Origin of the sequence: Butyricicoccus sp. AM32-19 (genome assembly GCF_003480365.1) — a bacterium.
Taxonomy (GTDB): domain Bacteria; phylum Bacillota; class Clostridia; order Oscillospirales; family Butyricicoccaceae; genus Agathobaculum; species Agathobaculum butyriciproducens.
Window position 1 is genome coordinate 62708 of sequence record NZ_QUIX01000010.1, and the last position, 24787, is coordinate 87494.

19 protein-coding genes are annotated in these 24787 nt (G+C 56.2%); 11 read left to right on the top strand and 8 right to left on the bottom strand.

Annotated features, from left to right (window positions below; genetic code table 11):
- Positions 1 to 10 precede the first annotated feature (10 nt).
- Positions 11 to 1690: a DNA repair protein RecN gene (gene recN, locus DW806_RS09610; RefSeq protein ID WP_118729802.1), complete on the top strand. Its 1680-nt coding sequence runs from the start codon at positions 11 to 13 to the stop codon at positions 1688 to 1690.
- Positions 1691 to 1795: 105 nt separating this feature from the next.
- Positions 1796 to 3019, top strand: a complete 1224-nt coding sequence (gene tyrS, locus DW806_RS09615; RefSeq protein ID WP_118729803.1) for a tyrosine--tRNA ligase — start codon at positions 1796 to 1798, stop codon at positions 3017 to 3019.
- A gap of 83 nt (positions 3020 to 3102) precedes the next feature.
- Here the strand turns inward: tyrS and DW806_RS09620 are convergent, their stop codons facing one another.
- The gene (locus tag DW806_RS09620) at positions 3103 to 4017 is read right to left on the bottom strand and encodes an AEC family transporter (protein ID WP_118729804.1); all 915 of its coding nucleotides are present in this window, start codon (positions 4015 to 4017) and stop codon (positions 3103 to 3105) included.
- Between the two features lie 43 nt (positions 4018 to 4060).
- Between DW806_RS09620 and DW806_RS09625 the strand changes: the two genes are divergently transcribed.
- Positions 4061 to 4915, top strand: a complete 855-nt coding sequence (locus DW806_RS09625) for a LysR family transcriptional regulator (protein ID WP_158575155.1) — start codon at positions 4061 to 4063, stop codon at positions 4913 to 4915.
- A 12-nt stretch (positions 4916 to 4927) separates the two neighbouring features.
- Here the strand turns inward: DW806_RS09625 and DW806_RS09630 are convergent, their stop codons facing one another.
- Both DW806_RS09630 and DW806_RS09635 read right to left on the bottom strand, forming a co-directional pair.
- Positions 4928 to 5926 carry a D-isomer specific 2-hydroxyacid dehydrogenase family protein gene (locus DW806_RS09630; RefSeq protein WP_118480188.1) on the bottom strand — a complete coding sequence of 333 codons (999 nt, stop codon included), beginning with the start codon at positions 5924 to 5926 and terminating at the stop codon, positions 4928 to 4930.
- 5 nt (positions 5927 to 5931) lie between these two features.
- On the bottom strand, positions 5932 to 7125 hold the full coding sequence (locus DW806_RS09635) for an aminotransferase-like domain-containing protein (RefSeq protein ID WP_110436717.1): 1194 nt from the start codon (positions 7123 to 7125) through the stop codon (positions 5932 to 5934).
- A 242-nt stretch (positions 7126 to 7367) separates the two neighbouring features.
- On the opposite strand from DW806_RS09635, the gene DW806_RS09640 reads away from it, so the two are divergent.
- Positions 7368 to 9935 (top strand): translation factor GTPase family protein, encoded by a 2568-nt coding sequence (locus DW806_RS09640; RefSeq protein ID WP_118729830.1) that lies wholly within the window; start codon positions 7368 to 7370, stop codon positions 9933 to 9935.
- 70 nt (positions 9936 to 10005) lie between these two features.
- The gene (locus DW806_RS09645; RefSeq protein ID WP_110436718.1) at positions 10006 to 10431 is read left to right on the top strand and encodes an RrF2 family transcriptional regulator; all 426 of its coding nucleotides are present in this window, start codon (positions 10006 to 10008) and stop codon (positions 10429 to 10431) included.
- 168 nt (positions 10432 to 10599) lie between these two features.
- On the opposite strand, the gene DW806_RS09650 is transcribed toward DW806_RS09645, so the two are convergent.
- The 3 genes from DW806_RS09650 to DW806_RS09660 form a co-directional block, all read right to left on the bottom strand.
- Positions 10600 to 12018: a lipopolysaccharide biosynthesis protein gene (locus DW806_RS09650; protein ID WP_158578340.1), complete on the bottom strand. Its 1419-nt coding sequence runs from the start codon at positions 12016 to 12018 to the stop codon at positions 10600 to 10602.
- A complete protein-coding gene (locus tag DW806_RS09655; protein WP_118729806.1) occupies positions 12015 to 12590 on the bottom strand; it encodes a phosphatase PAP2 family protein in 576 nt (191 codons plus the stop codon). The genes DW806_RS09650 and DW806_RS09655 overlap by 4 nt, the downstream gene beginning before the upstream one ends.
- Before the next feature lie 76 nt (positions 12591 to 12666).
- Positions 12667 to 13854, bottom strand: coding sequence for a cation:dicarboxylate symporter family transporter (locus DW806_RS09660; protein WP_199667432.1), 1188 nt, complete (start codon positions 13852 to 13854; stop codon positions 12667 to 12669).
- 239 nt (positions 13855 to 14093) lie between these two features.
- Here DW806_RS09660 and DW806_RS09665 point away from each other — a divergent pair, with 239 nt between their 5' ends.
- The 4 genes from DW806_RS09665 (at position 14094) to DW806_RS09680 (ending at position 19076) form a co-directional block, all read left to right on the top strand.
- Positions 14094 to 15728, top strand: a complete 1635-nt coding sequence (locus tag DW806_RS09665; protein WP_118729807.1) for a VanW family protein — start codon at positions 14094 to 14096, stop codon at positions 15726 to 15728.
- A gap of 20 nt (positions 15729 to 15748) precedes the next feature.
- On the top strand, positions 15749 to 16681 hold the full coding sequence (locus DW806_RS09670) for a DUF975 family protein (protein WP_158578341.1): 933 nt from the start codon (positions 15749 to 15751) through the stop codon (positions 16679 to 16681).
- 181 nt (positions 16682 to 16862) lie between these two features.
- The gene (locus tag DW806_RS09675; RefSeq protein WP_158578342.1) at positions 16863 to 17735 is read left to right on the top strand and encodes a mechanosensitive ion channel family protein; all 873 of its coding nucleotides are present in this window, start codon (positions 16863 to 16865) and stop codon (positions 17733 to 17735) included.
- A gap of 183 nt (positions 17736 to 17918) precedes the next feature.
- Positions 17919 to 19076 carry a Gfo/Idh/MocA family protein gene (locus tag DW806_RS09680; protein WP_118729810.1) on the top strand — a complete coding sequence of 386 codons (1158 nt, stop codon included), beginning with the start codon at positions 17919 to 17921 and terminating at the stop codon, positions 19074 to 19076.
- Between the two features lie 84 nt (positions 19077 to 19160).
- Here DW806_RS09680 and DW806_RS09685 read toward each other — a convergent pair whose 3' ends face one another.
- Positions 19161 to 20318, bottom strand: a complete 1158-nt coding sequence (locus DW806_RS09685) for a DHHW family protein (protein ID WP_118729811.1) — start codon at positions 20316 to 20318, stop codon at positions 19161 to 19163.
- Positions 20319 to 20331: 13 nt separating this feature from the next.
- Positions 20332 to 21708 carry an MBOAT family O-acyltransferase gene (locus tag DW806_RS09690; RefSeq protein ID WP_118729812.1) on the bottom strand — a complete coding sequence of 459 codons (1377 nt, stop codon included), beginning with the start codon at positions 21706 to 21708 and terminating at the stop codon, positions 20332 to 20334.
- A 206-nt stretch (positions 21709 to 21914) separates the two neighbouring features.
- Here DW806_RS09690 and DW806_RS09695 point away from each other — a divergent pair, with 206 nt between their 5' ends.
- Together DW806_RS09695 and DW806_RS09700 are read left to right on the top strand one after the other, a co-directional pair.
- The gene (locus tag DW806_RS09695; RefSeq protein WP_118729813.1) at positions 21915 to 23255 is read left to right on the top strand and encodes an S-layer homology domain-containing protein; all 1341 of its coding nucleotides are present in this window, start codon (positions 21915 to 21917) and stop codon (positions 23253 to 23255) included.
- Positions 23256 to 23403: 148 nt separating this feature from the next.
- A complete protein-coding gene (locus DW806_RS09700; RefSeq protein WP_118729814.1) occupies positions 23404 to 24723 on the top strand; it encodes an MATE family efflux transporter in 1320 nt (439 codons plus the stop codon).
- Positions 24724 to 24787: the final 64 nt, after the last annotated feature.

Sequence of the window (24787 nt, forward strand, 5' to 3'; positions counted from 1 at the left end):
TAAGGCGGCAATGCTGCAATTACTCCACATTGAAAATATAGCGGTCATCGAACGTGCAGACATCGAACTCGATAAGGGTTTGACCGTGCTTTCCGGCGAGACCGGCGCGGGCAAGAGTATCGTTATTGATTCGATCGGTGCGCTGCTCGGCAAGCGCGTCAGCCGCGATTTAGTGCGCTCGGGTGCGCAGAAAGGCTTTGTCAGCGCGGTATTCACCGATCTGCCGCGTGCTCTGCGCGAACTGCTTGACGAGCTTGCACTTTCCGGTGACGAGCCGGACACGCTGTACGTCCAGCGGCAGATTTCCGCAGACGGCAAGAGCACCTGCCGCGTGAATATGAAGCCGGCCAGTGCAGCTGTCCTGCGGCAGCTGGCGCCGTACCTGATCGACATTCACGGTCAGAATGACGGTCAGAAGCTGCTCGATGAAGCACATCACATCGAATATCTGGACGGCTACGCAGGCTGTGCCGAAATACTCGAGCGATACCGCCCGAAATATCAGGCGCTGGTGACACTCCGGCGGGAGATTACCGCGCTGGAGACCGGCGAGCAGGAACGCCTGCAGCGCATCGACATGCTGACCTTCCACAAGGAGGAAATCGAGCAGGCGGCACTTAAACCCGATGAAGATGAGGTGCTTGCACAGCGCAAGGCGTATTTCGATCACGCGGGCAAGATTGCGGGCGCACTCGAGCAGGCGCGTATGGCGCTCTCGGGTGACGATGAAATTGCGGGTGCGTGTGAATTGCTCGATCAGGCGGCAAACGCCATCGAGAGTCTGCGCGAAGTGTCGGACGCCTTCGACGGCATGGCCGAGCAGGCAGAGGAAGTGCGTCTGCTGGCGGCAGACCTGCGCGACAGCGTGGCAAGTCAGGGGGACAATCTGGACTTTTCTCCGGCAGAGCGCGAGATGGTCGAGCAGCGCTTGGATGAAATCTACCGTCTGAAGCAGAAATACGGCGGCACGATTCCGGAAATCCTCGCGTACCTTGAGAAGATAACCGCCGAGCTGGATACGCTCGAGAACGCGGACGACCGCAGGGAAGAACTGTGGGAGCAGTACCGCGGCATGCTCGCGGAGGCCAAGGGCATCGCGGCGGAACTCACCGAGCAGCGCCGCAAGGCTGCCAAGCAGCTGGAGGGCGAAATCGTGCGCGAGCTGAGCGAACTCGACATGGATAAGGTAAAAATGCGGGTTGCGGTCCGCACCGGCACCAAGCTGTCCGCGCACGGCTGCGACACCGTGACATTTGAGATTTCGGTCAATCCGGGTGAGCCGGAAAAGCCGCTCTCCAAGGTGGCCTCCGGCGGCGAGCTAAGCCGAATTATGCTTGCGCTTAAAAACGTATTGACGGCGGGCGAAGATGTTGGTATGCTGATCTTTGACGAGATCGACACCGGCGTTTCCGGCCATGCGGCTCAGCAGATCGGCCGCAAGCTGTCTGCCATTGCGAAAAAGAAGCAGACACTGTGCGTTACCCATCTGCCGCAGATTGCCGCTATGGGCGACCACCACCTGCGCATTTCCAAATCCGTGCGGGACGGCCGCAGCTACACCGATGTCAGCCCGATGGACAGAGCACACCGCGTAGACGAAATTGCACGTCTGCTCTCCGGCGAGGAAATCTCGGATGCAGCACGCCGCAACGCAGAGGAACTGCTCGACGCGGCCGGACAGGGAGCGTGAACCCGTGGTAATCATAGACGAACGCAGAAAAGAGCGTGCTCCATAACGGTATTCGGACTCTTTTATCATAGAATGCAAACAAATTGAAATACAGGAGACAGAATAATGCAGCTTTACGACGAACTGAAAGCGCGCGGTCTGATCGCGCAGGTAACGAACGAAAAAGAGATCAGCGAGATGATCAACAACGGCAAGGCAACCTTCTACATCGGCTTCGATCCGACCGCGGACAGCCTGCATGTTGGCCACTTTATGGCGCTCTGCCTGATGAAGCGCATGCAGATGGCAGGCAACAAGCCGATCGCGCTGATCGGCGGCGGCACCGCTATGATCGGCGACCCGTCCGGCCGTACCGATATGCGCTCGATGATGACTGTCGAGACCATCCAGCACAACTGCGACTGCTTCAAGAAGCAGATGGAGCGCTTCATCGAATTCGGTGAGGGCAAGGCGCAGATGGTAAATAACGCCGACTGGCTGATGAACCTCAACTACATCGAGTTTATCCGCGACATCGGCTCGTGCTTCTCGGTTAATAATATGCTCCGTGCCGAGTGCTTCAAGCAGCGCATGGAGAAGGGTCTGAGCTTCCTCGAGTTCAACTACATGCCGATGCAGTCCTACGACTTCTACTACCTGTTCAAGAACTACGGCTGCAACATGCAGTTCGGCGGCAACGACCAGTGGAGCAACATGCTCGGCGGTACAGAGCTGATCCGCCGCAAGCTGGGCAAGGACGCGCACGCGATGACCATCACTCTGCTGCTCAACTCCGAGGGCAAGAAGATGGGCAAGACCGCTTCCGGCGCAGTTTGGCTCGATCCGAACAAGACTTCTCCTTACGATTTCTACCAGTACTGGCGCAATGTCGATGATGCAGACGTGCTCAAGTGCATCCGTATGCTGACCTTCCTGCCGCTTGAGGAGATCGAGGCGATGGATAACTGGGAAGGCGCACAGCTGAACAAGGCAAAGGAAATCCTCGCATACGAGCTGACCGCTCTGGTACACGGCAAGGAGGAGGCCGAAAAGGCACAGACCGCTGCCAAGGAGATCTTCGTTTCCGGCGGTGCGGCTGCCAACATGCCGACCACCACGCTGACCGACGCGGACTTTACCGACGGCCAGATCGGCGTGCTGACGCTGCTCGTCAAGTGCGGCCTTGCAGCCTCCAACGGCGAGGCGCGCAAGCTGGTGCAGGGCGGCGGCGTATCGCTGGACGGTGAGAAGGTCGCGGACTTCAAGCAGCAGCTGACCAAGGACTTCTTTAACGAGGAGTGCATGATCAAGAAGGGCAAAAAGACTTTCCATAAGGTTGTTCTGGGATAACGTCTGTCGCGGAACGACATTTTCAAGAAGACGCAAAGAAGCGGCACAGACCGATTGGTCTGCGCCGCTTTTGTTATCTGGTTTTAGGAAAGAAAACGTTCAGCCACCAGCATTACCAGCGGCAGCGTTGCCACGGACAGAATGGTGGACAAGCATACATACGACACCGCCTGCCGGTAGTCCTGATCGAACTTCTGCGCAAAGATGGCTGTGCTGCTGGCAACCGGCGTTGCCGCTGCGATCAGCGTAATCAGCGTGATCTCGCCGCGGGCAAAGGGGAATAGCAGGAAGATGAGCACCGTCACCGCCGGAACGACAAGCAGGCGCACGGCAGAGACAACGTACAGCCTTGCACTCGCGAACAGGTCGCGCAGGCGCACCTTGGACAGATAGAAACCGAGAATAATCATCGCCAGAGCAGTATTGGCATCCGCAATGTAGCCGATCGTGCCGGTGATGACCGAGGGCAGCGTCGGCTGAGCCACAAACAGGATGAGACCGATCACCATGGAGGTGAAAACCGGATTGACGAACACCATTTTCAGATTGATGGTTTCCTTTTTGCCTGATATAATAACAATACCGTACGTCCACTGCAGCAGATTCGCCAGCGTGCTGTACGAGACAACGTAGAACGCCGCCTCCGCGCCAAACACGGCTGTGACGAGCGGAATACCGATGAAGCCGGCGTTGCCGAACGCGACCGCAAAGTTTTCAATCCGGTGCCGGGTGCCGCAGGTGAGGTACGCCACGCCGATGGACGCGACAAACGCGATCACCGCGATAACAGCCGAAATGCCCATGGCACGCAGCTTGTCCACGCTGAACTCGGACATGTAGCTGCGCAGGATAACACACGGAATGACTGCGTACAGCAGCACGTTGGACAGATCACGGCTGCCCTGTTCGGTTATCATGCCGCGGCGGGAGAGGAGCAGACCGAGCATCATCAAAAGAAACATGATGATCGTCTGCTGAAGCAGAATTTGAGTAATCATAAGGGGAATTTTCCTGTACTTTCATAGAATGGAGGGGAATGCAATGGAATTATACCAGCTTCGGCAGTTTGCCGCCGTAGCTAAATACGAAAATATGACGCGTGCCGCCGAGAGCCTGAACGTGGCGCAGCCCGCTGTATCCAAAACCATACGGAATCTGGAAAGCGAGCTGGGAGCCGAGTTATTCGAGCGAACGGGAAAGGGATTGCGCCGCACCGAGCAGGGAGATATCCTGCTGCGGTACGCACGGACGATACTGGAAGCCGAGCGCGACGCACGCGGCGAAATTGAGGAGAGCCTGCACCGGACAGGCGGTCTGTGCATCTGTGCGCTGTCGTGTGCGGAGCGTATCAGCGAGATACTCGCGGGGTTTTCCGCTGAGTACGGCAATCTGGATCTGCGCATCAGCAGCACGCCCGAGGGCAGCGACCTGCTGCTCGATTCCGCGGTATCGCGGGACGAGGTGCCTGCGGGTGCCGTCCTGCTGTACGATGAGGAGATGTGCGTGGCTGTGCCCGAGGGACACCGGTATGCCGATCGGGAAAGCGTATCGCTGACAGAACTTGCCGACGACCCGTTTATAGCGCTGAGCAATTCGCAGTCGTTCCGGCAGATTTCCGAGCATATTTTCCGATCAGCAGGTATGGAGATGCACGCCGCTATCGAGTGCGACAGCGCGGCCTTGCAGATCCGACTGCTGTCGTGCGGCATGGGTGTTGCACTGGTCGCGTCCGGCGAGTGGCGGCAGGTCTGCGAGGACGCAGGCGTGCGGCTGCTGCACATCAAGGACGCACAGTGCCGCCGGTATATCTATGTGCAGACGCTCGGACGGTTCCGCACGCAGAGCATTCGCGCGTTTACTGCGTATTTGGAGCGGTATTTTGCGCAGATGGCGTAAATCCGCGACAGGTCATGCGGCGTGTACCTCGAGAGGAACTTTTTCACCGAGTTCAAACTGATGCAGGCTTTCGAGCGAGCACTGAACCATATCGAACACCGCCTGATCGGTGAAGAACGCAACATGCGGGGTAACGATAGTGTTCTGGAAGGATTTCAGGATGATGTAATCGTGGTTGGTGACGCGGCTGTTGTAATTGTGATCGACGCGGATCACGTCATCCTCACCCTCAAAGCAGTCCACGCCGACCGAGCCTACACGGCCGGACTCAATGCCGTCGATCAGAGCACGGGTGTCGATCAGAGCGCCGCGTGCGCAGTTGATGATGACAACACCCGGCTTCATCTGTTGAATAGCCTCGGTGTTGATCATGTGGTAGGTGCTGTCGTTGAGGAAGGTGTGCAGTGTGATGACATCGGATTGCGCGTACAGCGACTCGAGCGAAACGTACTCCACGCCCATCTGCTTCATTTCCTCGGACGGGTACGGGTCATGCGCGATAATGCGGCAGCCAAAGCCGGACAGATTGTGAATAACGGCTTTGCCGATACGACCGGTGCCGATGACGCCAACGGTCAGGTTCTGCATCTCCATGCCGCGCGCCGCGCCGGATGCGCCGAGCGAGTAGTCTGCGGTGTGCGAGCGGAACATGATGTAGCCGGCCTTGCGGATGCACATCAGCATGAGCATGACCGTGTAGTTGGAAACCGCATACGGCGAATATCCGGCGTGGGATACGCGGATGCCGAGACGCTCTGCAGCTTTCAGGTCTACATTGTCGTAGCCGATGGTGCGCAGGGCCACATAGCGGACACCGTTCTCGGCCAGCTTTTCCAGAATCGGCGCAGGCAGGTCGCAAGTGCAGGAAATGCCGTCGCAGCCGCGGGTCAGCGCAACATTATCGAGGGTCAGCGTGTCCTTCTGCAGCGTAAGGTCCATATCAAGCGACTGACTGAAGTGATCGAAAAACGCGCGTTCGTCCGGACGGGCGTTGAATGCCATAACTTTCATTTTTATTACTCCTTGATCCATTCGTGGGTGAGCTTGCCGAGAATTTCAATGCCCTTGACGATCTGCTCGTCGGTCGGGGTAGAATAGTTGAGGCGGAAGGCGTTCGACACCTGCTTTTCGTCTGCCAGGAACGCTGAGCCGGGCACGCAGAGTACACCGCGCTGAATCGCCTCGCGGACAAACGGCTGCGAATCCATGCCGTCCGGCAGGAAGGCCATGGCGAACAGGCCGCCTTCCGGCTGCGAGAACGTGACCGCCGGATGGAAGGTGCGGCGCATGGTATCGAGCATGAGATTGCACTTAGCGCGGTATACGTCACGCGCTTTGTCGAGGTGCGCGGCAAAATCGTACTTGGTCATGTACTCGTTGCAGACATACTGGAACAGCACGTTAGAGTGCACATCGGTGGTCTGCTTGGCGATGGTCAGCGGCATGGTGAGCGACTTGTTGAACACGAGGAAGCCCAGTCGGAACGCAGGAGCCATAACCTTGGAAAAGCTGCCTGCATACAGCACGCGGCCTTCGGTGTCCATCGACTTGATGGTCGGCACATCCTCGCCGGAAAAGCGCAGCTCGCCGTACGGGTTGTCCTCAAGAATGGCGATATCGTACTTGCACGCGAGTTCATACACCTTTTTGCGCTTTTCGAGCGTGGTCGTGATGCCGGACGGATTCTGGAAGGACGGAATCGTGTACAGCAGCTTGGCCTCGGGGTGCGCCTTGAGAGCGGCCTCGAGCGCATCCGTATCCATGCCATCCTGCTGCATCGGAATGCCGATCAGCTTGGCGCCATACGAACGGAATGTGTTCAGGCAGCCGACAAAGGCCGGGTCCTCAGTCAGAATGACATCGCCTTCGTTTACCAGAACTTTAGTGGTCAAGTCGGCGCACTGCTGACCGCCGGACAGGATGAACAGCTCATTGTTCTCGAAATCAAAACCCTGTGTGCGGGTGAGGTAGTCCTTCATCGTATCGCGCAGCGGCGTGTAGCCCTCGGACAGACCGTACTGCAGAACAGAGACCGGTGCGTTCTTCATGACGTCCGCGATGATGTCCGCAATCTCGGGTACCGGGAAGGTCTCTGCGGACGGGTTGCCGCCGCCGAACGAGATCATGTTCGGGTCTGCGCCGAGCTTGAACAGCTCGCGGATGGCCGAGCCGTGCACATCACTCATACGGTTGGAAATTTCATACTGCATATCTATCGCTCCTGTTAAGATTTGGAATACAAGAAAACAAAAAGGTGCTGAAACCCCTTAGTCGGTAGGTTTCAGCGCCTTTGCTGATGGTTCTATTGTAAACCTGCACAAGAAATTTGTCCAATATCTGTTGTTTATGACGATATAACGGGAAAGAATACATGCTATGCCTTGAAGAATCACGCAAAACCTGCGATAATAGTAGGAGTTAGAATCACTCGAACATGAAAGCGAATTTTGCTATGAAACATATCTGTATTGGCATCACGGCGCACGTTGATGCCGGAAAAACCACTCTGTCGGAAGCCATGCTGTATCAGGCGGGTGCGCTGAAAAAATTAGGCCGCGTGGATCATCAGGATGCGTTCCTCGATACGTTTGCGCTCGAGCGCGCGCGCGGCATCACAATTTTCTCCAAGCAGGCGGAGTTCTCTCTGCCGCACACCGAGGTGACACTGCTGGACACGCCCGGTCACGTTGACTTTTCGGCGGAGATGGAACGCACACTGCAGGTGCTCGACTGTGCGGTGCTGGTCATAAGCGGCACGGACGGCGTGCAGGCGCATACGGAAACGCTGTGGCGGCTGCTGACGCGGCAGGGAATCCCGACGTTTCTGTTCATCAACAAGATGGATTTGGACGGCGCAGACCGAAATGCACTCCTGCAGGAGCTGAAATCGCGGCTGGACAGCGGCTGTGTGGACTTCACTTCGACGGACACAATGGCAGAGGAGCTTGCCGTATGCGATGAAGGTCTGCTCGAGCAGTACCTCGAGACAGGAATGGTGGATGACAGCCAGATCGCACAGCTGGTTGCGGAACGAAAAGCGTTCCCGTGCTACTTCGGCTCGGCGCTCAAACTGGACGGCGTGGACGCGCTGCTGGATGGTCTGGAACGATATCTTCCTGCACCGCAGTACGGCGCGGACTTCGGTGCGCGCGTGTTCAAAATCGCGCGTGACGCACAGGGCAACCGCCTGTCATATCTCAAAATCACCGGCGGTGCGCTGTCCGTGCGCGAGCAGCTTTCGGGCGGCGAGGACGGCGGCTGGCAGGAAAAAGTGAGCGGCATCCGCATCTACTCGGGTGAAAAATTCCGCACGGCTGAGCGCGTCGAGAGCGGCATGGTCTGTGCGGTGACAGGACTCACGCACACGCGTCCGGGTATGGGTCTTGGCGCGGAAGCCGGTGCACTGCCGCCGGTGCTCGAGCCGGTTCTCGGCTATCGCGTGTGCCTGCCAGAAGGGTGTGACGCACATGTCATGCTGCGCAATCTGCGCCAGCTCGAGGAGGAGGACCCGCAGCTTCGGGTGGTGTGGAACGAGCGGCTTGGCGAGATTCACCTGCAGCTAATGGGGGAGGTGCAGCTGGAAATCCTCACCAGCGTTATCGCGGAACGCTTCGGCGTGGATGTGACCTTTGATGAGGGCAGCATCGTCTACCGCGAGACGATCACCGAGCCGGTGATCGGCATCGGCCATTTCGAGCCGCTGCGGCATTACGCCGAGGTGCATCTGCTGCTTGAACCGGCAGAGCGCGGCAGCGGCATTCAGCTGTCAACGGCGTGTCCGACCGATGTGCTCGACCTGAACTGGCAGCGATTGATCCTCACGCATCTGGCGGAAAAACCGCATTTAGGCGTGCTGACCGGTGCACCCATCACGGATGTGAAGATAACCATCCTTGCAGGACGTGCACACGTCAAGCATACGGAAGGCGGCGACTTCCGTGAGGCGACCTACCGCGCCGTCCGCAACGGCCTTATGCGCACAGAAAGCCTGCTGCTTGAGCCGTATTATGCGTTTCGGCTGGAGCTGCCGGACGAGTGTGTCGGACGCGCCATGACCGACATTCAGCGAATGAACGGCACGTTCGAGCCGCCCGAGCAGGGTGCTCACGGTTCGATTCTGACCGGAACGGCGCCGGTTTCCACCATGCGCAACTACTGGACCGAGGTCGCGGCGTACACCAAGGGACGCGGTCGGCTGTCGTGCACGCCGAACGGCTACGCGCCTTGCCACAACGCGGAGGAAGTCATCTCGGCAGCTGCCTACGACCCGACCGCCGATGTGGAGAATACGCCGGATTCCGTGTTCTGCTCGCACGGTGCAGGCTATGTTGTCAAGTGGAATGAGGTGCCGGAGCACGCGCATATTGATACTTCAAACGTGCTTAAACCTAGGGAAGAAGAGCCGGAACAAGTCCGCCCGGTGCGTTCCTCCGGCACAGGCGGTGGAGACGGCTTCGGCGGCGACGCGGAACTGCGGGCCTTGTTTGAACGCACCTACGGTCCGGTCAAAAACCGCGGCTTTGAAGCCTTCCAGCAGAGCCGTAAAAAGGCCGCGACGCTTGAGCAGCTGTACGTCACCCGCATTCGTGAGGACGATTATCTGCTCGTGGACGGCTACAACATCATCTTCTCGTGGGACGAGCTGCGCGACATTGCCGCCCGTGATGTCAACGCAGCCCGTGAAGCGCTCGTCAACGTGCTGAGCAATTATCAGGGTGTGCGCAGATGCCATCTTATTCTCGTGTTCGATGCCTATAAGGTCAAAGGCGGCACCGGCTCAATTGAGCAGCGCGGCGGCATCCATATTGTCTACACCAAGGAGGCCGAAACTGCGGATATGTACATTGAGCAGGCGTCCTACGACCTGTCGCGCAAGCACCGTGTTCGGGTGGCTACCTCGGATGGTATGGAGCAGATGATCATTCTCGGACATGGCGCAGAGCGTATCTCCGCGACCGAGCTGCACTGGGAAGTAGAGCAGGCCAATGAGCATATTGAGGCAATTCTGAAAAAATTGTAAACAAAAATCGGTTTGGACTTGAATTCATAGTAAACCTGTGGTATATTAGTAAAAAGGGGAATTTGCAACTATGAAGATTTCAACCAAAGGAAGATATGCGCTTCGTCTGATGATCGACTTGGCGCAGCATGACGCAGGCGGCTACATTCCGCTGCGCGATATTTCCAAGCGACAGCAGATTTCGGCCAAGTATCTGGAGCAGATCGTGGTGCAGCTTTCGCGTGCGGGCTTTGTTATCTCGACGCGAGGCGCACAGGGCGGCTACCAGCTGGCGCGGCATCCTTCGGAGTATACCGTGGGCGATATTCTGCGCATTACCGAAGGCTCTCTTGCACCGGTGGCTTGTTTGGAGCATGAGCCAGTGGATTGTCCTCGTGTAGATGAATGCATTACGCTCAGCTTTTGGCGCGGATTGTATGACGCAATCAATAATTATGTTGATTCGGTCACGCTCGAGGATCTTGTCAATAACGGAACGCTTAATTTTTCCATCTAACGCAAAAAGACAGACGATTTTTCGTCTGTCTTTTTTTCGTTCCAAGAGGATAAGAAACCTTGGTATCTATCCTTTGGGGCCATCCAACCGTCCGGACGGCTCCCATTCCGCATTCGGAGCGCAAAAGAAAAAGGGAACACCCCGCAGGTATTCCCTTTGCATATAAGCTTATGCTCGATGCAGCAGCTTTTTGACACTGAGCAGCATCTCGCGGCTGTTGAGTGCCGCAACTGCGCCGAACAGCGCAATCTGCCAGACGAGCCACAGCGGCGGCTCAAACAGCATGAGCATGGACTGCACGGTAAGCAGAATCACGGTCAGCGCCAAGCGCGGCACCTTCCAGCGGACCGGCATGAACCGCCGGCTGTCAATCGCACGGTACAGGAACAGAGCCACATAGCTGATGAGCGTTGCCAGCGCTGCACCGGTGCCCCCCATCCGCGGGATGAGCAGAGCATTCAGACCGATGTTAATAACCGCGGAGAATGCCGTGGACAGGAAGGACGCAACCGTCTTCTTTTCCAGCAGGTACACGCTTTTCTGGAAGCTGGACAGGCAGTTGAAGCCCGCGCCGACCGCCAGAATCGGGATGAACGTCCAGCCGATATAGTAGCTGGGCACGGCGAGAACTGTCATAGCCAGCTTGGCGCACATTACGCCGCCGGACGCGATGATGAACACGATGGACGAGTATGTGTTGCCGACGTTCGAGAAGAACGTGATCTGCTCCTCCTTGGTGTTGTTGTTGACCATGGATATCTGCCATGCATCAACAAAGATGGACGCGACAAGCGCAATCAGTGTTGGCACACGGTAGGCGATCGAGTAGATGGCGCTGACTGCGGTATCCTGCATGGAAGCGAGGAACACCTGATCCGAGAAGCCGATAATATACACGAGAATCGCATCCGGCACGAGCGGCAGCGAGTACGCCAGCATTCCGCGCCACAGGTGTGTGTCCAGACGCTTGAGTTTGACGTACTTCCACAAACCGGCGATAATGAACAGGCAAACAGTGGAAAGTGCGTCCGAGCAGATGATGGAGAACACATAGCCGAGGATGTTCCAGCGGAACACCTTCAGGTAGAGGATGTTCAGCATGATGGTGACGAACGTACGGAAAATGCCGTCGATCGCGTACAGGCGGACGTGACCAAGCGCACGGATGAACTGGCTGCACACGTTCTGCGTGCACGAGGTCAGAACATACAGGTAGATGATCCACTGATACTCAAGCAGTGAGCCGGTAACACCCGCCGAGGTGTTATAGTGGATGAGACTCAGCAGCGGATGGAACGGCAGTGCGATAATAAAGCCGCACAGCACTGTCACGAGCGCAATGGTGAACACGCTTCGCTTGTAATACTTGCGCTCAAGTCCGTAGCGGATGACCGCCTGTCCGATGGACAGCGACACCACCGGGTACAGAATACTGGTGGTCTTGATGATCAGGTCAGCGACACCCATTTCATCCTGCGTCATCATGCCGGTGTAGAAACGCAGCATGAGGATGACGAGAATCTTGGAACTGAACGTGCCTATCGCAAAGATAAAGGTATTGCCGAGAAGGCGTTTGTATTGATTCATTTTTTGCCCTTTCTCAGCCGGAGTGTGTGGCACTGGTCGGTAACGCGGTCGGTCAGCCATGCAGCGATAATGCCGCACAGCACGCCGATGACCGCTCCGGCCAGTACGTCGGTCGGGTAATGGACGCTGGCATACAGCCGCGAAAACGCAATGGCTGCCGCCAGCAGAAAGGCCAGAAAACCGGTTTTATAGTGGAAGAAGTACAGCGCCGAAGCTGCCGCAAACGAGCTGAGCGTGTGTCCGGACGGAAACGACCACGGGTCCTCCGGAACGAGCAGCGCCGTCAGGTCGGTGTGGGTGACAAATGGACGCGGCCGCATGACAAGGTTCTTGAGGAACACGTTGCCAAGCAGAAAGCCGACACCGAGCGCGATCAGCATCGCCGCACCGGCGCGGCGTGTTCGCCGGAAGAACAGCAGCAGTACGGCAAGCGTAATCCAGACAGCACCGTAGCTGCCCAGCAGGGAGAACACCTTCCAGACTGTGTCGGACAGACCACCGCGCCAGTGCTCCGAGATGTACGCGAGAACGCCGTAGTCAACTGAATGCACAATATCGAGCAGAATATCCATTTACCGGAATCGCCGCCTTTCAGGAGATTGGAAGTTGTTTTATGACCGGGGGATGGCTATGGAAACAACTTCCCGGTTATTTTTCGGAAGCAGAACGGTCTACCTTGTCCACGATGAGGGCAATCGCCTGGTCACCGGTGACGTTGGTAGCAGTGCCGAAGCTGTCCTGCGAGAAGTGCAGGGCGATGATAAGCTGCTGCATCGGGTCCGTGAAGCCGAGCATCGAGGTGATCAGGCCCAGTGCCGACATAACACCGCCGCCCGGTACACCCGGAGCCGCAACCATGGTAACGCCCAGCATGAATACAAACGGAGCAAACATGGCAAAGGTCGGGGTTATGCCGCTTGCAAGCATGATGCCCATCGAGCCGAGTACGAGGCAGATGGTATCGCCGTTGAGGTTGATGGTAGCGCACAGCGGAACGACAAAGTCGGCAACGTCGTTATTTATATTGTTATTATATGCACAGTTCAGCGCAATCGGAATAGTCGATGCAGACGACTGGGTGCCGAGTGCGGTAAAGTACGCCGGAGCGGCGTTCTTCATGCTTTTGAAGTGGTTCTTGCGGCAGACAATGCTTGCCAGACCAAACTGAGACACGATGTACAGCAGCTGCAGCACAATAATAATGGCATACAGGGAAGCGAACATCTTGACGGTAGCCGCCAGACGGCCCTCGGCTGCGATGTTGGCGAACAGACCTGCGATGTGGATCGGGATCAGCGGAATGATAATGCGGCTGAGTACGCCGGTAACGATCTTCTGCAGATCGCGGAAAACGTTCAGCAGGGAATCGCCCTTAAGGTTTGCCATGCCGATGCCGATCACGAACGCGAGCACAAGTGCGGTCATAACGCCGAACACCGGGTCAACCGTGATGGAGAACAGCGGCTCGAAGGCGTTGCTCTCGAGTACATCGCCGGTGATGGGCTGAATGAGCCCCGGCAGAACGGCCTTGCCGATGAAGAAGGTCAGCAGGCCGGAAATAACGGTTGTGCCGTAGGCCAGCAGCAGGGTCAGACCGAACAGACGATTGGCCTTCTTGCCAAGCTCTGCCATGCCGACCGTGATGAACGACAGGATGATCAGCGGGATCATGAATGACAGGAAGGTCGAGAACAGCGAGGTAAAGGTTGCCAGCAGGCGGATGATGGCAACGAAGAACCCAGTGTCCGCGATGCCGAACCACTGTCCGCACATACCGATGAGGATACCGGCGATGATGCCGATAATCAGTCGAATTAACAGTCCTAATTGTTTCACTTGCATTTACTCCTCTTTTTCACAAAAATTTTAGCATACTAATAATACTATAGCAGAAAAGAGCCGTGATAGCAAGTTAAAGCGACAGATTATGACGGCGTATACCGAATTTATCCGAATTTGTAGTTGCTATCATGAATACAGGGCGCTATAATATAAAGGTATACCTGTCGAATAATGGCGGGTGCATCGAGAATCCAAGGCATATTCCAAGCATAGATTAGTTAAGAGGTATACTCATGGCAGATAAAAGCGCAAACAAACCGAAGAAGGGAGCGCATTTGATCAAAAAGCAGGCCAAAAAGCCGGAAAAACCGGCGCAGGTCATCCGGACGGAAGCGAAGCAGCCGAAGAAGAAACGTCGTGTTCCTATCGGTGTAAAGATTGCCGTCGGCGTTGTCATTGCGGCGGCAGCCGGTGCATTCGGCTATGTGTACTGCTACCCGAATGTTTTTCCGGGTGTGACTGTCGGACCGATCGCGGTCGGGGGCATGAACCGCGATGATGCGGCAAACACCATTGAAGACCAGAGTGCGCCGCTGTACGAGGGCAAAAATGTCACGGTGACGATTTACGGCTCCAACTATGGTATTCCGGTCGATAAGGTGCTGAAAAACGTGGACGGCATCCAGTCCGCCGAGAACGCCTATGAAATAGGCCGCACCGGCAATCCGCTCGAGCGCGTGCGCGATATCATCGGCGCAATGCGCGGTCAAAGAGAGGCGCAGATTGCGGCAACTGTAGATGAGGAAAGCCTGCGCGGCACGCTTAACGAAATCGCGGACACGGCGCTGACCGAACCGGTCAATCCGACCTGGGAACTGAAGGACAGCAATCTGATCGTGCATTCCGGCAAGCCGGGCGTCAAGTTTGACACGGATGCGGTAGAGCAGGCGCTGACTGATCAGATCCGCCTGATGGACTTTGAGCCGTATGAGGTCTCGACCGATGTGACAGCCGCTCCGGCGATTGACGTTGACAAGATTGCAGCCGACATTATCGGTGACCCGGTCAACGCTACCGTCAGCAAGGAGGACGGCAAGACCATCATCGCCGGCAAGGCAGGCGTGTCGTTCGACACCGATAAGGCCAAGGAGATCATTGGCGACGGCTCGCAAGAGACCTACACCATTCCTGTGACGATCACCCAGCCGTCCATCACGGCAGAGACGCTCAAGGCGAAGCTGTTCCACGATACGCTCGCGCGCACGGCGACCAATCTCGACGAGGGCAACGCACCGCGTACGAACAATATCCGTCTGGCAGCTAAGGCCATCAACGGCACTATCCTCAATCCGGGCGATGAGTTTTCCTATAACGGCACGGTTGGCGAGCGCACAGCCGCACGTGGTTATCAGGAGGCGCATGCCTACTCGGGCGGCAAGATTATTGACGAGTTCGGCGGCGGTGTCTGCCAGCCGTCCTCGACGCTGTACATGGCTGTACTGCGTGCCGATTTGAAGGTGACCGAACGGCATAATCATTCGTTTACCGTGTCCTACACACCGCTCGGCGAGGACGCAACCGTGGATTACGGCAATCTGGATTTCCGGTTCGTCAACAATACGGCGTATCCGGTCAAGATTCTTGCCGAGCAGACCGACGGTCAGATGATTATGACCATTGTCGGCACCAAAACGAGCGACAAGACGGTCACGACCCGCACAGAGGTGCTCGAGACCTACAAGCCGGAGACCGTTACAAAGACGGACAGCTCGATGGAGGCAGGCGACAGCCGTGTGGAGACCTCGGGCATCACGGGCTACTCGACCAAGACCTACAAGCAGATTACTGAAAACGGCAAGACGACCGAGGTGCTGGCCAACAGCTCCACCTATTCCAAGCGGGATGAGGTCGTGTACGTCGGTGAATGATAAAGAAAATGGAGAATTTTATGAACAATTTTACAGCTGAGACCCGCAGACAGCTTAAGCGGGAGCAGAAGGCGCGTGTAATGGAAAACCTTGGCCGGTGTATCGGCATCCAGCTGATGTACCTCGTGCCGTATGTGCTGCTGATGGTGATCCTGTACGTTTCCGTGTTCGGCAGAGCGTTCGCGCTCATCGCAGGCGGTGTTTCTGCGAATGATTACCAGTTGATGGCGGCACTCTCGCGTGGACTGAATACGGTATGGTTGTGCATTGCGCTTATGCTGGCGATCACGGGTCCCCTGCAGTTCGGCCTCATGCACTTTTACATCGGCCTCGCACACGGCGAGGATGTAACGGTGGGTACACTCATGTATCCGTTTACCTCGCTGAAAAGTGTCTGGGCGGGCATCCGCATGGTGTTTACGCTGTGGCTGCGCGGCATTATCTGGTCAATCGTGCCGACCGTCATCTATTCGGCAATCGTATTTTCGGTTGCTGTGGCTGTCTCGGATACGGCACAGTATCAGGTGATTGCGGGAGCGCTGCAGGTTGTGTACCTGCTGGTGATGATTCCGATTCGCGTTAAGCTGCAGACTTATAACGCAGGCTGGCTCCTGCTCGCGCAGGATGAGAACCGCAGTGCATGGGCGGCTACGCGTGAGGCTTCATGGGCGTTCCGCGGAAATCTGATGAAGCTGTTTGTGTTCGATCTCAGCTTTACCGGCTGGTATGTACTGATCGCCGTTGTTCTGTGGGGATGTATCCTGCTCGGTACGGTCGGCCTGACTGCGATGAGCACCGGCATGGCGATTGCGGTATTCGCGGCGGCTCTGGTGGCGGCGCTATGCCTGACCGCTGTGCTGAACGGTTTTCTTTCGGCGTATATGGAAAGCTCGTTCGTGCGTGTGTATGAGCATCTGACCGAACCGTCGGCGGAGTTTTATCCGGAAGGGTAAGCATCCTGCCGGGCAACCTGCATTCGTGGAGGTTATGCGGTGATAGCATCAGGAAAACGATAGGATATCATTTATGAACGTGTGAAAAGCCTCGGAGATGTATGCTCCGAGGCTTTTCCTATTGTATCGTACCCGCAGATACGCTATAATAAACCTATCTCCGGAAAGAGAGGGAACCCTGATGTTTGAATGGTTTACAGAATTTATGGAATCGCCGCTGGGAAAGCTGATTTCCACGGGAATACTGGCCGTGGCGGTGCTGCTCCTGACGCTGGCGGCGGCCGGACTGGTCAATCGGCTGATGAAAAAGCTGGTTGATCGTCACCGGAAAACGAACAGCAGTATTGCGACCGTCTTAGGATTTGTGCGCTACATAGCGGTTGCTGCGGTGTACTTTGCGGGCGGCATGGTCATCGTAGGTGCGATTCCGGTGCTGTCGAGTGCGGTGCGTACTCTGCTGGCGACCGGCGGTGTGATTGCGGTGGTTGCCGGTCTTGCAGCACAGGAAGCACTCGGCAGCGTGGTCAGCGGCATGATGATCCTCGCATTCAAGCCGTTTAAGATGGGCGATGTCGTGCGCTATGTCGATAATGACATCACCGGCTGCGTTGAGGAGATCACGCTGCACCATACTGCGGTCCGCACGTTCGAGAACAAGCGCGTCATCATCCCAAACAGCAAGATGAACAGTGCCATCATCGAGAACGCCGACTATGCGGACAGCAAGGTCTGCGTGTTCCTGACAGTGGGGATTACCTACGAAAGCGACCTCAAAAAAGCCAAAGATCTGCTCGCCCGGGAGGTGCGGAAGCAGCCGGTCTTCCTCGATATTCGCACCGAGCAGCAGAAAAAGGACGGCGTGCCCGATGTGCCGGTCGTTGTGCTTGAGCTGGCGGATTCTGCGGTTGTTCTGCGTGCATCGCTGTGGGCGAAGGATAACGCCACCGCATTCGCACTGAAGTGCGCTGTGCTCGAGGGCATTAAGCTCACCTATGACGCGGAAGGCATTGATATTGCATATCCGCACATGCAGGTCGTAAAAAGTGAGGAATGAGGAGTCAGAAGTGAGGAGTGGACGATGGTTTCCTGTGTTGTCGGGCGGTCGGTGATCTCCTGCGCAGCGGTAAATCGCAATCGAAACTCCTGTCTCCTGCCTGTAAGAAATCGCAAGATATTGTAAGACAACCACCCGCATTCCTTTTATAATATGGTCAAAGAGCAAAGGGAGGAACATAAGATGAAGAAATTACGCGTTGGTGTAATCGGCATTGGCGATATCAGCAATGTTTACCTGAACAATCTGAAAAAGTATGACACAGTCGAGGTGGTGGCGTGTGCCTCACGCGGACTGGAGAAGGCACAGCGAAAGGCGGCAGAGCACGGTATTCCCAAGGCATACGCCTCTGGTATGGAGCTGATCGCTGACCCGGATATTGACATTATCCTCAATCTGACGACGCCACAGGCACATTATGAGTATAATCTGGCAGCCTTGAAGGCAGGCAAGCATGTCTACACGGAGAAGCCGCTGGCAATGACGTTTGAGCAGGGCAGGGAGCTTGTTTCGCTTGCTAAGGAGAAGGGACTGCTGATTGGCTGCGCGCCGGACACCTTCCTCGGCGGCCGCTTGCAGAACATCCGGGAGCTGATCGACAGCGGCAGACTGGGCCGCATCACGGGCGGCGGTGCGTGGTTTGTCGGTCACGGGCACGAGTTCCACCATCCGGCTCCGGCATTCTTCTATCAGCCGGGTGCGGGCCCGCTGTACGACATGGGGCCGTACTACGTCACCGCGCTGCTCAGCCTGCTCGGCCCGGTAAAGCGCGTTTGCGCAATGGCCACCAAGGCAGGAGAGACGCGCACCGTGCCGTCCGGCCCGAGCAAGGGACAGGTGCTGCCGGTGGACGTGGATACTCATATCAACGCAATTCTTGAGTTTGTGTGCGGCGCACAGGTGACGCTGACCTGCAGTTTTGACGTCTGGGATTCCGAGCTGCCGCGTATGGAGATTTACGGTACCGAGGGAACCGTTCTCATTAACGAGAAGGACCCGATTTCCGGTCCTAATCTGTTCGGCGGCGATACGCTCATGCGCACGCCCGACCAGTACCGCTGGGCGGATGCCGAGCGCTGTCCGGAGAACGTAAACGCGCCGTGGCCGGTCGTGCCGAACAGCCATCCGTACAATTCGGTCAGCCACGCCGAGAACCCGCGCGGTATCGGTCTGGTGGATCTCGTCTACGCGCTCGAGGAGGGCCGCAAGCCGCGTGCCTCCGGCGAGATGGCGCTGCATTCGCTTGAGGTGATGGAGTGCATCCTCAAGAGTGCACATGAGCACGTCTTCTGTGAGCCAACAACTACATTTGAGCAACCGAAGCCGCTTGATTGGCAGTAATTGAAGTAAAAGCCCGAGAAGAATTTTCCGTTCTCAATTGCACCGCATGTCTACCTGAAAAAGACACCCCAAGGGGTGTCTTTTTTATTCCGCAAGTCCCATCGTGCCGTTGCCTTGGGTGGTGATGCAGGTCAGATCATCGCGGACATACAGCACGACATCAGGCTGATATTTTGCGATATAGTCGAGGATATTCTCGCCGTCATAGTGACGGTAATCCAGACTGCGCATTTCATCGCACGAGGTATACAGGATACCCTCTAAGGGGTTCGTGAACGAATCGCCGACGACAAGCACGCGCGGCAGACCGGGACGGTTTGTCTTGATAATGGTTTCGCCAATGTCGCCGCCCATGTAGTAATCGTACACGTTGTTGAAATTCTCATTGACCACCGTGCTGGCAACCGGCTTGCCGTTATCTTCTCGCGTAAAGGGTACGGGTGTGCCGAGCGTGAAGCGGTACAGCTTGTCATCCGTGGGGTACTCGCCGAGCAGCTTGCGGGAGCGGGAACCGAGGAACGGCCGCTCAATCTGCTCGATGGTCACATCGGTGGTGACAGGTGCGTCTATGCCGAGCGTCTGCAGGTGCTCCATAGTGCGCAGATAGGTCTCATACGCGCCGTAAAAGTTGTAGTGATGGTCGGTTTTGCTGTAATATTTCTCCGAATCGGTACAGAGATAGTCCGCCATGTTCAGGCAGTCAATGCCGCGCGCATCCAGTCCGGCGAGGAAGTCCGTGCGCATGGAATCATCCGTGTAGGTGCCGGACGTGAGGTATGACGGATATTTGTACCGCAAAGCACTGCTCTGCTCGGGAATGGACAGATAGATGAACTTTGCACCGACAGTCTCACACGCCGCGCTCACCTGCGAGAGCGCATCCAGTACGGTCTGCATATTTTCATGGTCATAATCGGTGCGCGGCTTGCCGTGATAGGGCAGCAGCGTATCGCCTGCGATAACCGTGTTGCTGACGACCGGATTGTGCAGCGCAAGCTCTTTGCGGACGTTCAGCCGCAGCAGCGGAACACGGCAGGCAAAGTGGTCGCTGATATAGGTCTCTACATCGGAGAAAAACGTGCCGTCCAGCACGGTCTCGACGCTCGGCACCGGAAAGACCGCCAGCCTGCGGTTTTCGTAAAACGAGCCTTTTTCCTTCGGACTGAATACGCTGACAGCCGAAAAAACGGCCAGCGTACCGCAGAACAGCACGGTTTTGACAATATGCTTCGCGTTTTTCATGTCTCAGCCCTCCTCAGAAGCGGAAGTAGATAAATGGGTTGTAGCTGCTGGCGAGCAGGCGCATCAGGCACAGTGTGAACAGGACAGCCAGCACCGGAAACTCCAGTACACGCCAGATACGGGTGGACTTGAGACGCGGGAACACCGGTGCGGACAATACAACACCGAACAGCAGGTATGGCCAGAACCGCAGCAGATATTCGATTACGAACCGGTTGAGCGGCACCGCCGAGGTGAACATGCTGCCGAGATACTGCACTGCCAGTCCCATCGAATCGCTGCGGAAGAACACCCAGCCGATGACGATAAAAAACAGCGCATAGACATGCTGCAGCACGGACGGCAGGCGCGTAATCCATCCGGCGAGGAATTTCTTTTCCAGAATGAGCAGCACGCCAAAGTACAGACCCCATGCCATAAACGTCCAGTTGGCACCGTGCCAGAAGCCGGTCAGCGTCCATACGGCAAGCAGATTGAAAATATGCCGTGCGGGCGAGCACCGGTTGCCGCCCAGCGGAATGTACACATAGTCGCGGAACCAGGTGGACAGCGAGATATGCCAGCGGCGCCAGAACTCGGTGACTGACTTGCTGATGTACGGGTAGTTGAAGTTTTCGAGAAACTCGAAGCCGAACATTTTGCCGAGACCGATCGCCATATCCGAGTAGCCGGAGAAATCGAAGTAAATCTGCAGCGTATAGCCAATCGCGCCCATCCACGCACCGGCAGCGGACAGCTCGCTCGGTGCATATTTGAATACGCCGTCCGCAATCTGCGCGAACACATTGGACAGCAGTACCTTTTTGCTGAGCCCGAACAGGAAGCGGCTGATACCCTCGGAAAACTGCGCAAACGAGTGTTTTCGCACGGCAAGCTGCACGTTGACATCGTGGTAGCGTACGATCGGGCCTGCGATAAGCTGCGGGAACATGGAAACGTATAGCGCCAGCGAAAACGGATCGTGCTGCGGCGGAACCTCCCGGCGGTATACGTCAATGACGTAGCTGAGCGCCTGAAAGGTGTAAAACGAGATGCCGATCGGCATGACAATGTCCGGCACCGGAATACCCAGTCCGAACAGGCTGTCCGCCGTGCTGATGAAGAAATTGAGATACTTGAACACGCCCAGCAGGCTCAGATTAGCGATAACGCACAAAATGAGCAGTGGTTTTCTGTATGTACTGCGCATGGACAGGCCGAACAGGTAGTTCATCAGTATCGAAAAAATCAGCATGCCGATCAGCCTTGGCTCTCCGTAGAAATAAAAGAACAGGCTGAATAAAAGCAGCACCGCGTTCCGCACTCGGATAAATTTCTGCGGCACGATATAATAGCAGAACAGCGCCGCCGGCAAAAAGAAAAATAGAAAAATCAGACTGCTGAAAACCATGTAGCAAACATCCCTGTATGGTAAAATTGCTGTCAGAAAGGCAAAACAACCGACAAAAAGCACCTTTAGTTTACCATGTTCTGCGCGGATTTGCAATCATGCATCAGATAGCCGCATCGTTTCTGAATTGTTGTTTACTTTTCCTAAGAACCATGCTATAATAAAGAAAATCTATTGGCTTTTTCAATCAAAAGGAGGAAGATAATATGAAAAAGATGAGAATCGCACTGGCATCCATGCTGGTTGCTGCCGGCATTACGGCAACAGCCGGTGCGGCGAACTTCACAAACTGTGCGGACCGCCTGAAGGACGTGGGACTGTTCCAGGGCACGAATCAGGGTTACCAGCTTGACAAGGCACCTACCCGTGCCGAGGCTTCGGCAATGCTGGTCCGCCTGCTGGGCAAGGAGGCTGAGGCGGAAAAGCTGACCTACACCGCACCGTTTACCGATCTGAAGGGCTGGGAAAAGCCGTATGTGCAGTACCTGTACGATAACGGCCTTGCCAACGGCATGAGTGAGACTGCCTATAACCCGACCGGCAAGTGCTCTGCACAGATGTATACCACGTTCCTGCTGCGCGCACTCGGCTACTCGGATGCCAAGGGCGATTTTACCTATGCCAAAGCACTGGATTTCGGTGAGCAGGTTGGCCTGGTGGACGATGTCAATTGCAGCACCAAGAATTTCCTGCGTGACAACGTAGTTGCAATGAGCCTGACCGCGCTTGATACCGATGTCAAGGGCAGTGACAGCATTCTGCTCGATAAGCTGGTTGCAGACGGTGCGGTTGACAAGACCAAGGCTGCTTCTCTGGGCGCATTTTTCGCAGACGCGGACACATTCAACACCGCTGCGAAGAACACCTCGGCGGAGTCCAAGATGGCTATGGATATGAACATCAAGGCAAGCGTTAAACTCGGCACCACCAAGCTGCTCGATATGTCCATGCCGATGACGATTAAGGCCGATATGAACCTCAAGGAGCTGGACAAGTCCGTGATGGCATTTGGCGGCAAGCTGAACATGACGATCGACCCGTCTTTGGCGAACAGCGGCGATACCAGTATTTCGCAGGATATTAACTATTACTTCACCAATGGCACTTACTACATGGATATGGGTGCACAGGGCAAGTACAAAATGGCGATGTCCTTTGATGATGTGCTGAACGGCATGGAGATTTCTGCTATGAACAGTTCTGTTCCGGTCAGCGCGATCGAGAGCATTACCAAGGGCAGCGGCGGTATGACCGTTAAGTACAACATGAACAGTGTCTTCAGTTCCGACCTGTTTGACGAGCTGCTCGGCGGCATGCTGGACGGTGTTTCCATCAAAACCCGCGATATGAATGTTACCGCGAAGGCAGTCAATGGCATGCTTACCGATACCGCGATTTCCGGTACGGTTGATATTACAGCAGAGGGCGAGACCATCAGCGCAACTCTGAACGCAGCCGCTAAGGTAACCGCTACCGGCGATGCGGTTAAGATTACGCTGCCGACCGATCTGAGCAGCTATGTCGATCTGCCGACCGAGATTAACTGACGGCTTGACAATTCCGCATCTTTTATGATAAACTTATCTCACTAAAATTTGTGTGGATTTTTACAGCATCTCAAGATGTTCTTTTTCGCCGCACGACCGGGATTCCGGTCGTGCGGTTTTTTATTTGCACAAAAGGGAGGAACCGAACGTGAACCAACGCTTTATGCGGGAAAAGCCGATACTGCCGCTGCTGCTCTCAATGGCGCTGCCGATGGTGGTTTCCATGCTGGTGAACTCGCTGTACAACATCATCGACAGCCTGTTTGTTGCAAAAATAGGGGAGGACGCGATAACAGCGCTGTCACTGGTCTATCCGGTACAGAATTTGATAAACGCGCTCGCTATCGGCTTCGGCGTGGGCATTAACGCAGTGATTTCGTATCATCTCGGTGCCGGTGAGATCGACAAGGCAGACGCGGCGGCGACGCGCGGTATTGCGTGCTCAGTTGTTCACGGCGTAGTGAGCATGATCGTGTGCATCACCGTTATGCCGCGTTTCCTGCGGCTGTTCACGGATTCTGAGCAGGTAGCGGAGATGGGTACGCAGTACGCGTCTATCGCGTTCGCGTTCTCGGTGATTATCATGGTCGGTCTCGCGTTCGAGAAGATTTATCAGGCGATGGGCCGCATGCAGGTGACCATGACGGCGCTGCTGTTCGGCTGCGTAACAAATATCGTGCTGGACCCGCTGCTCATCTTCGGTATCGGGCCGTTCCCGCGGCTCGGCATGCGCGGCGCGGCGCTCGCCACCGGCATCGGCCAGCTGGTAACGCTGGCATTCTATCTGGTGATATATCGGCTGCAGCCGGCGTCCGTGCATATCACACGCAAGGGGCTGCACGGCGCTCGAGGCATCACGGCACGGCTGTATGCAGTCGGCATTCCGGCAGCACTCAATCTGGCGCTGCCGTCATTGCTCATCTCGTGTCTGAATGCGCTGCTGGCTGAGCTCAGTCAGGCGTATGTGGTCGTGCTCGGCATCTATTACAAATTGCAGACTTTCCTGTATTTGCCTGCGAGCGGCATTATTCAGGGCATGCGTCCGGTGATCGGTTACAACTACGGTGCGGGTGAGCGGGAACGCGTCAGCCGTATTTTTCAGGTAGCGCTTGCGCTGTGCGCGTGCATTATGATGATCGGCACGGTGCTGTGTCTGGCGTTTGCGTCTCCGCTGATGGCGCTTTTCACCGAAAATGTCCGGACGGTGGTCATCGGTGCACATGCGCTGCGCATTATCTGTGTGGGATTTCTTGTTTCGGCGGTTTCGGTTACGGCATCCGGCGCACTGGAAGGACTCGGAAAGGGTACGGCGTCACTCGTGATTTCGCTGTGCCGGTATACCGTGGTCATTCTGCCGATCGCGGTCGTGCTGTGTAAGATGATGGGTGCGAATGGCGTTTGGCATGCGTTCTGGGTGACGGAGTTTATCTCGGCAGGAGTGGCATTGGTCGCTTGGAAGCGAGTGTAACTACGCTGACGCCGCGCCCGCGCGGTGGGCAAGAGGGTAGACACCTACGGTTTCTACCCTCTTA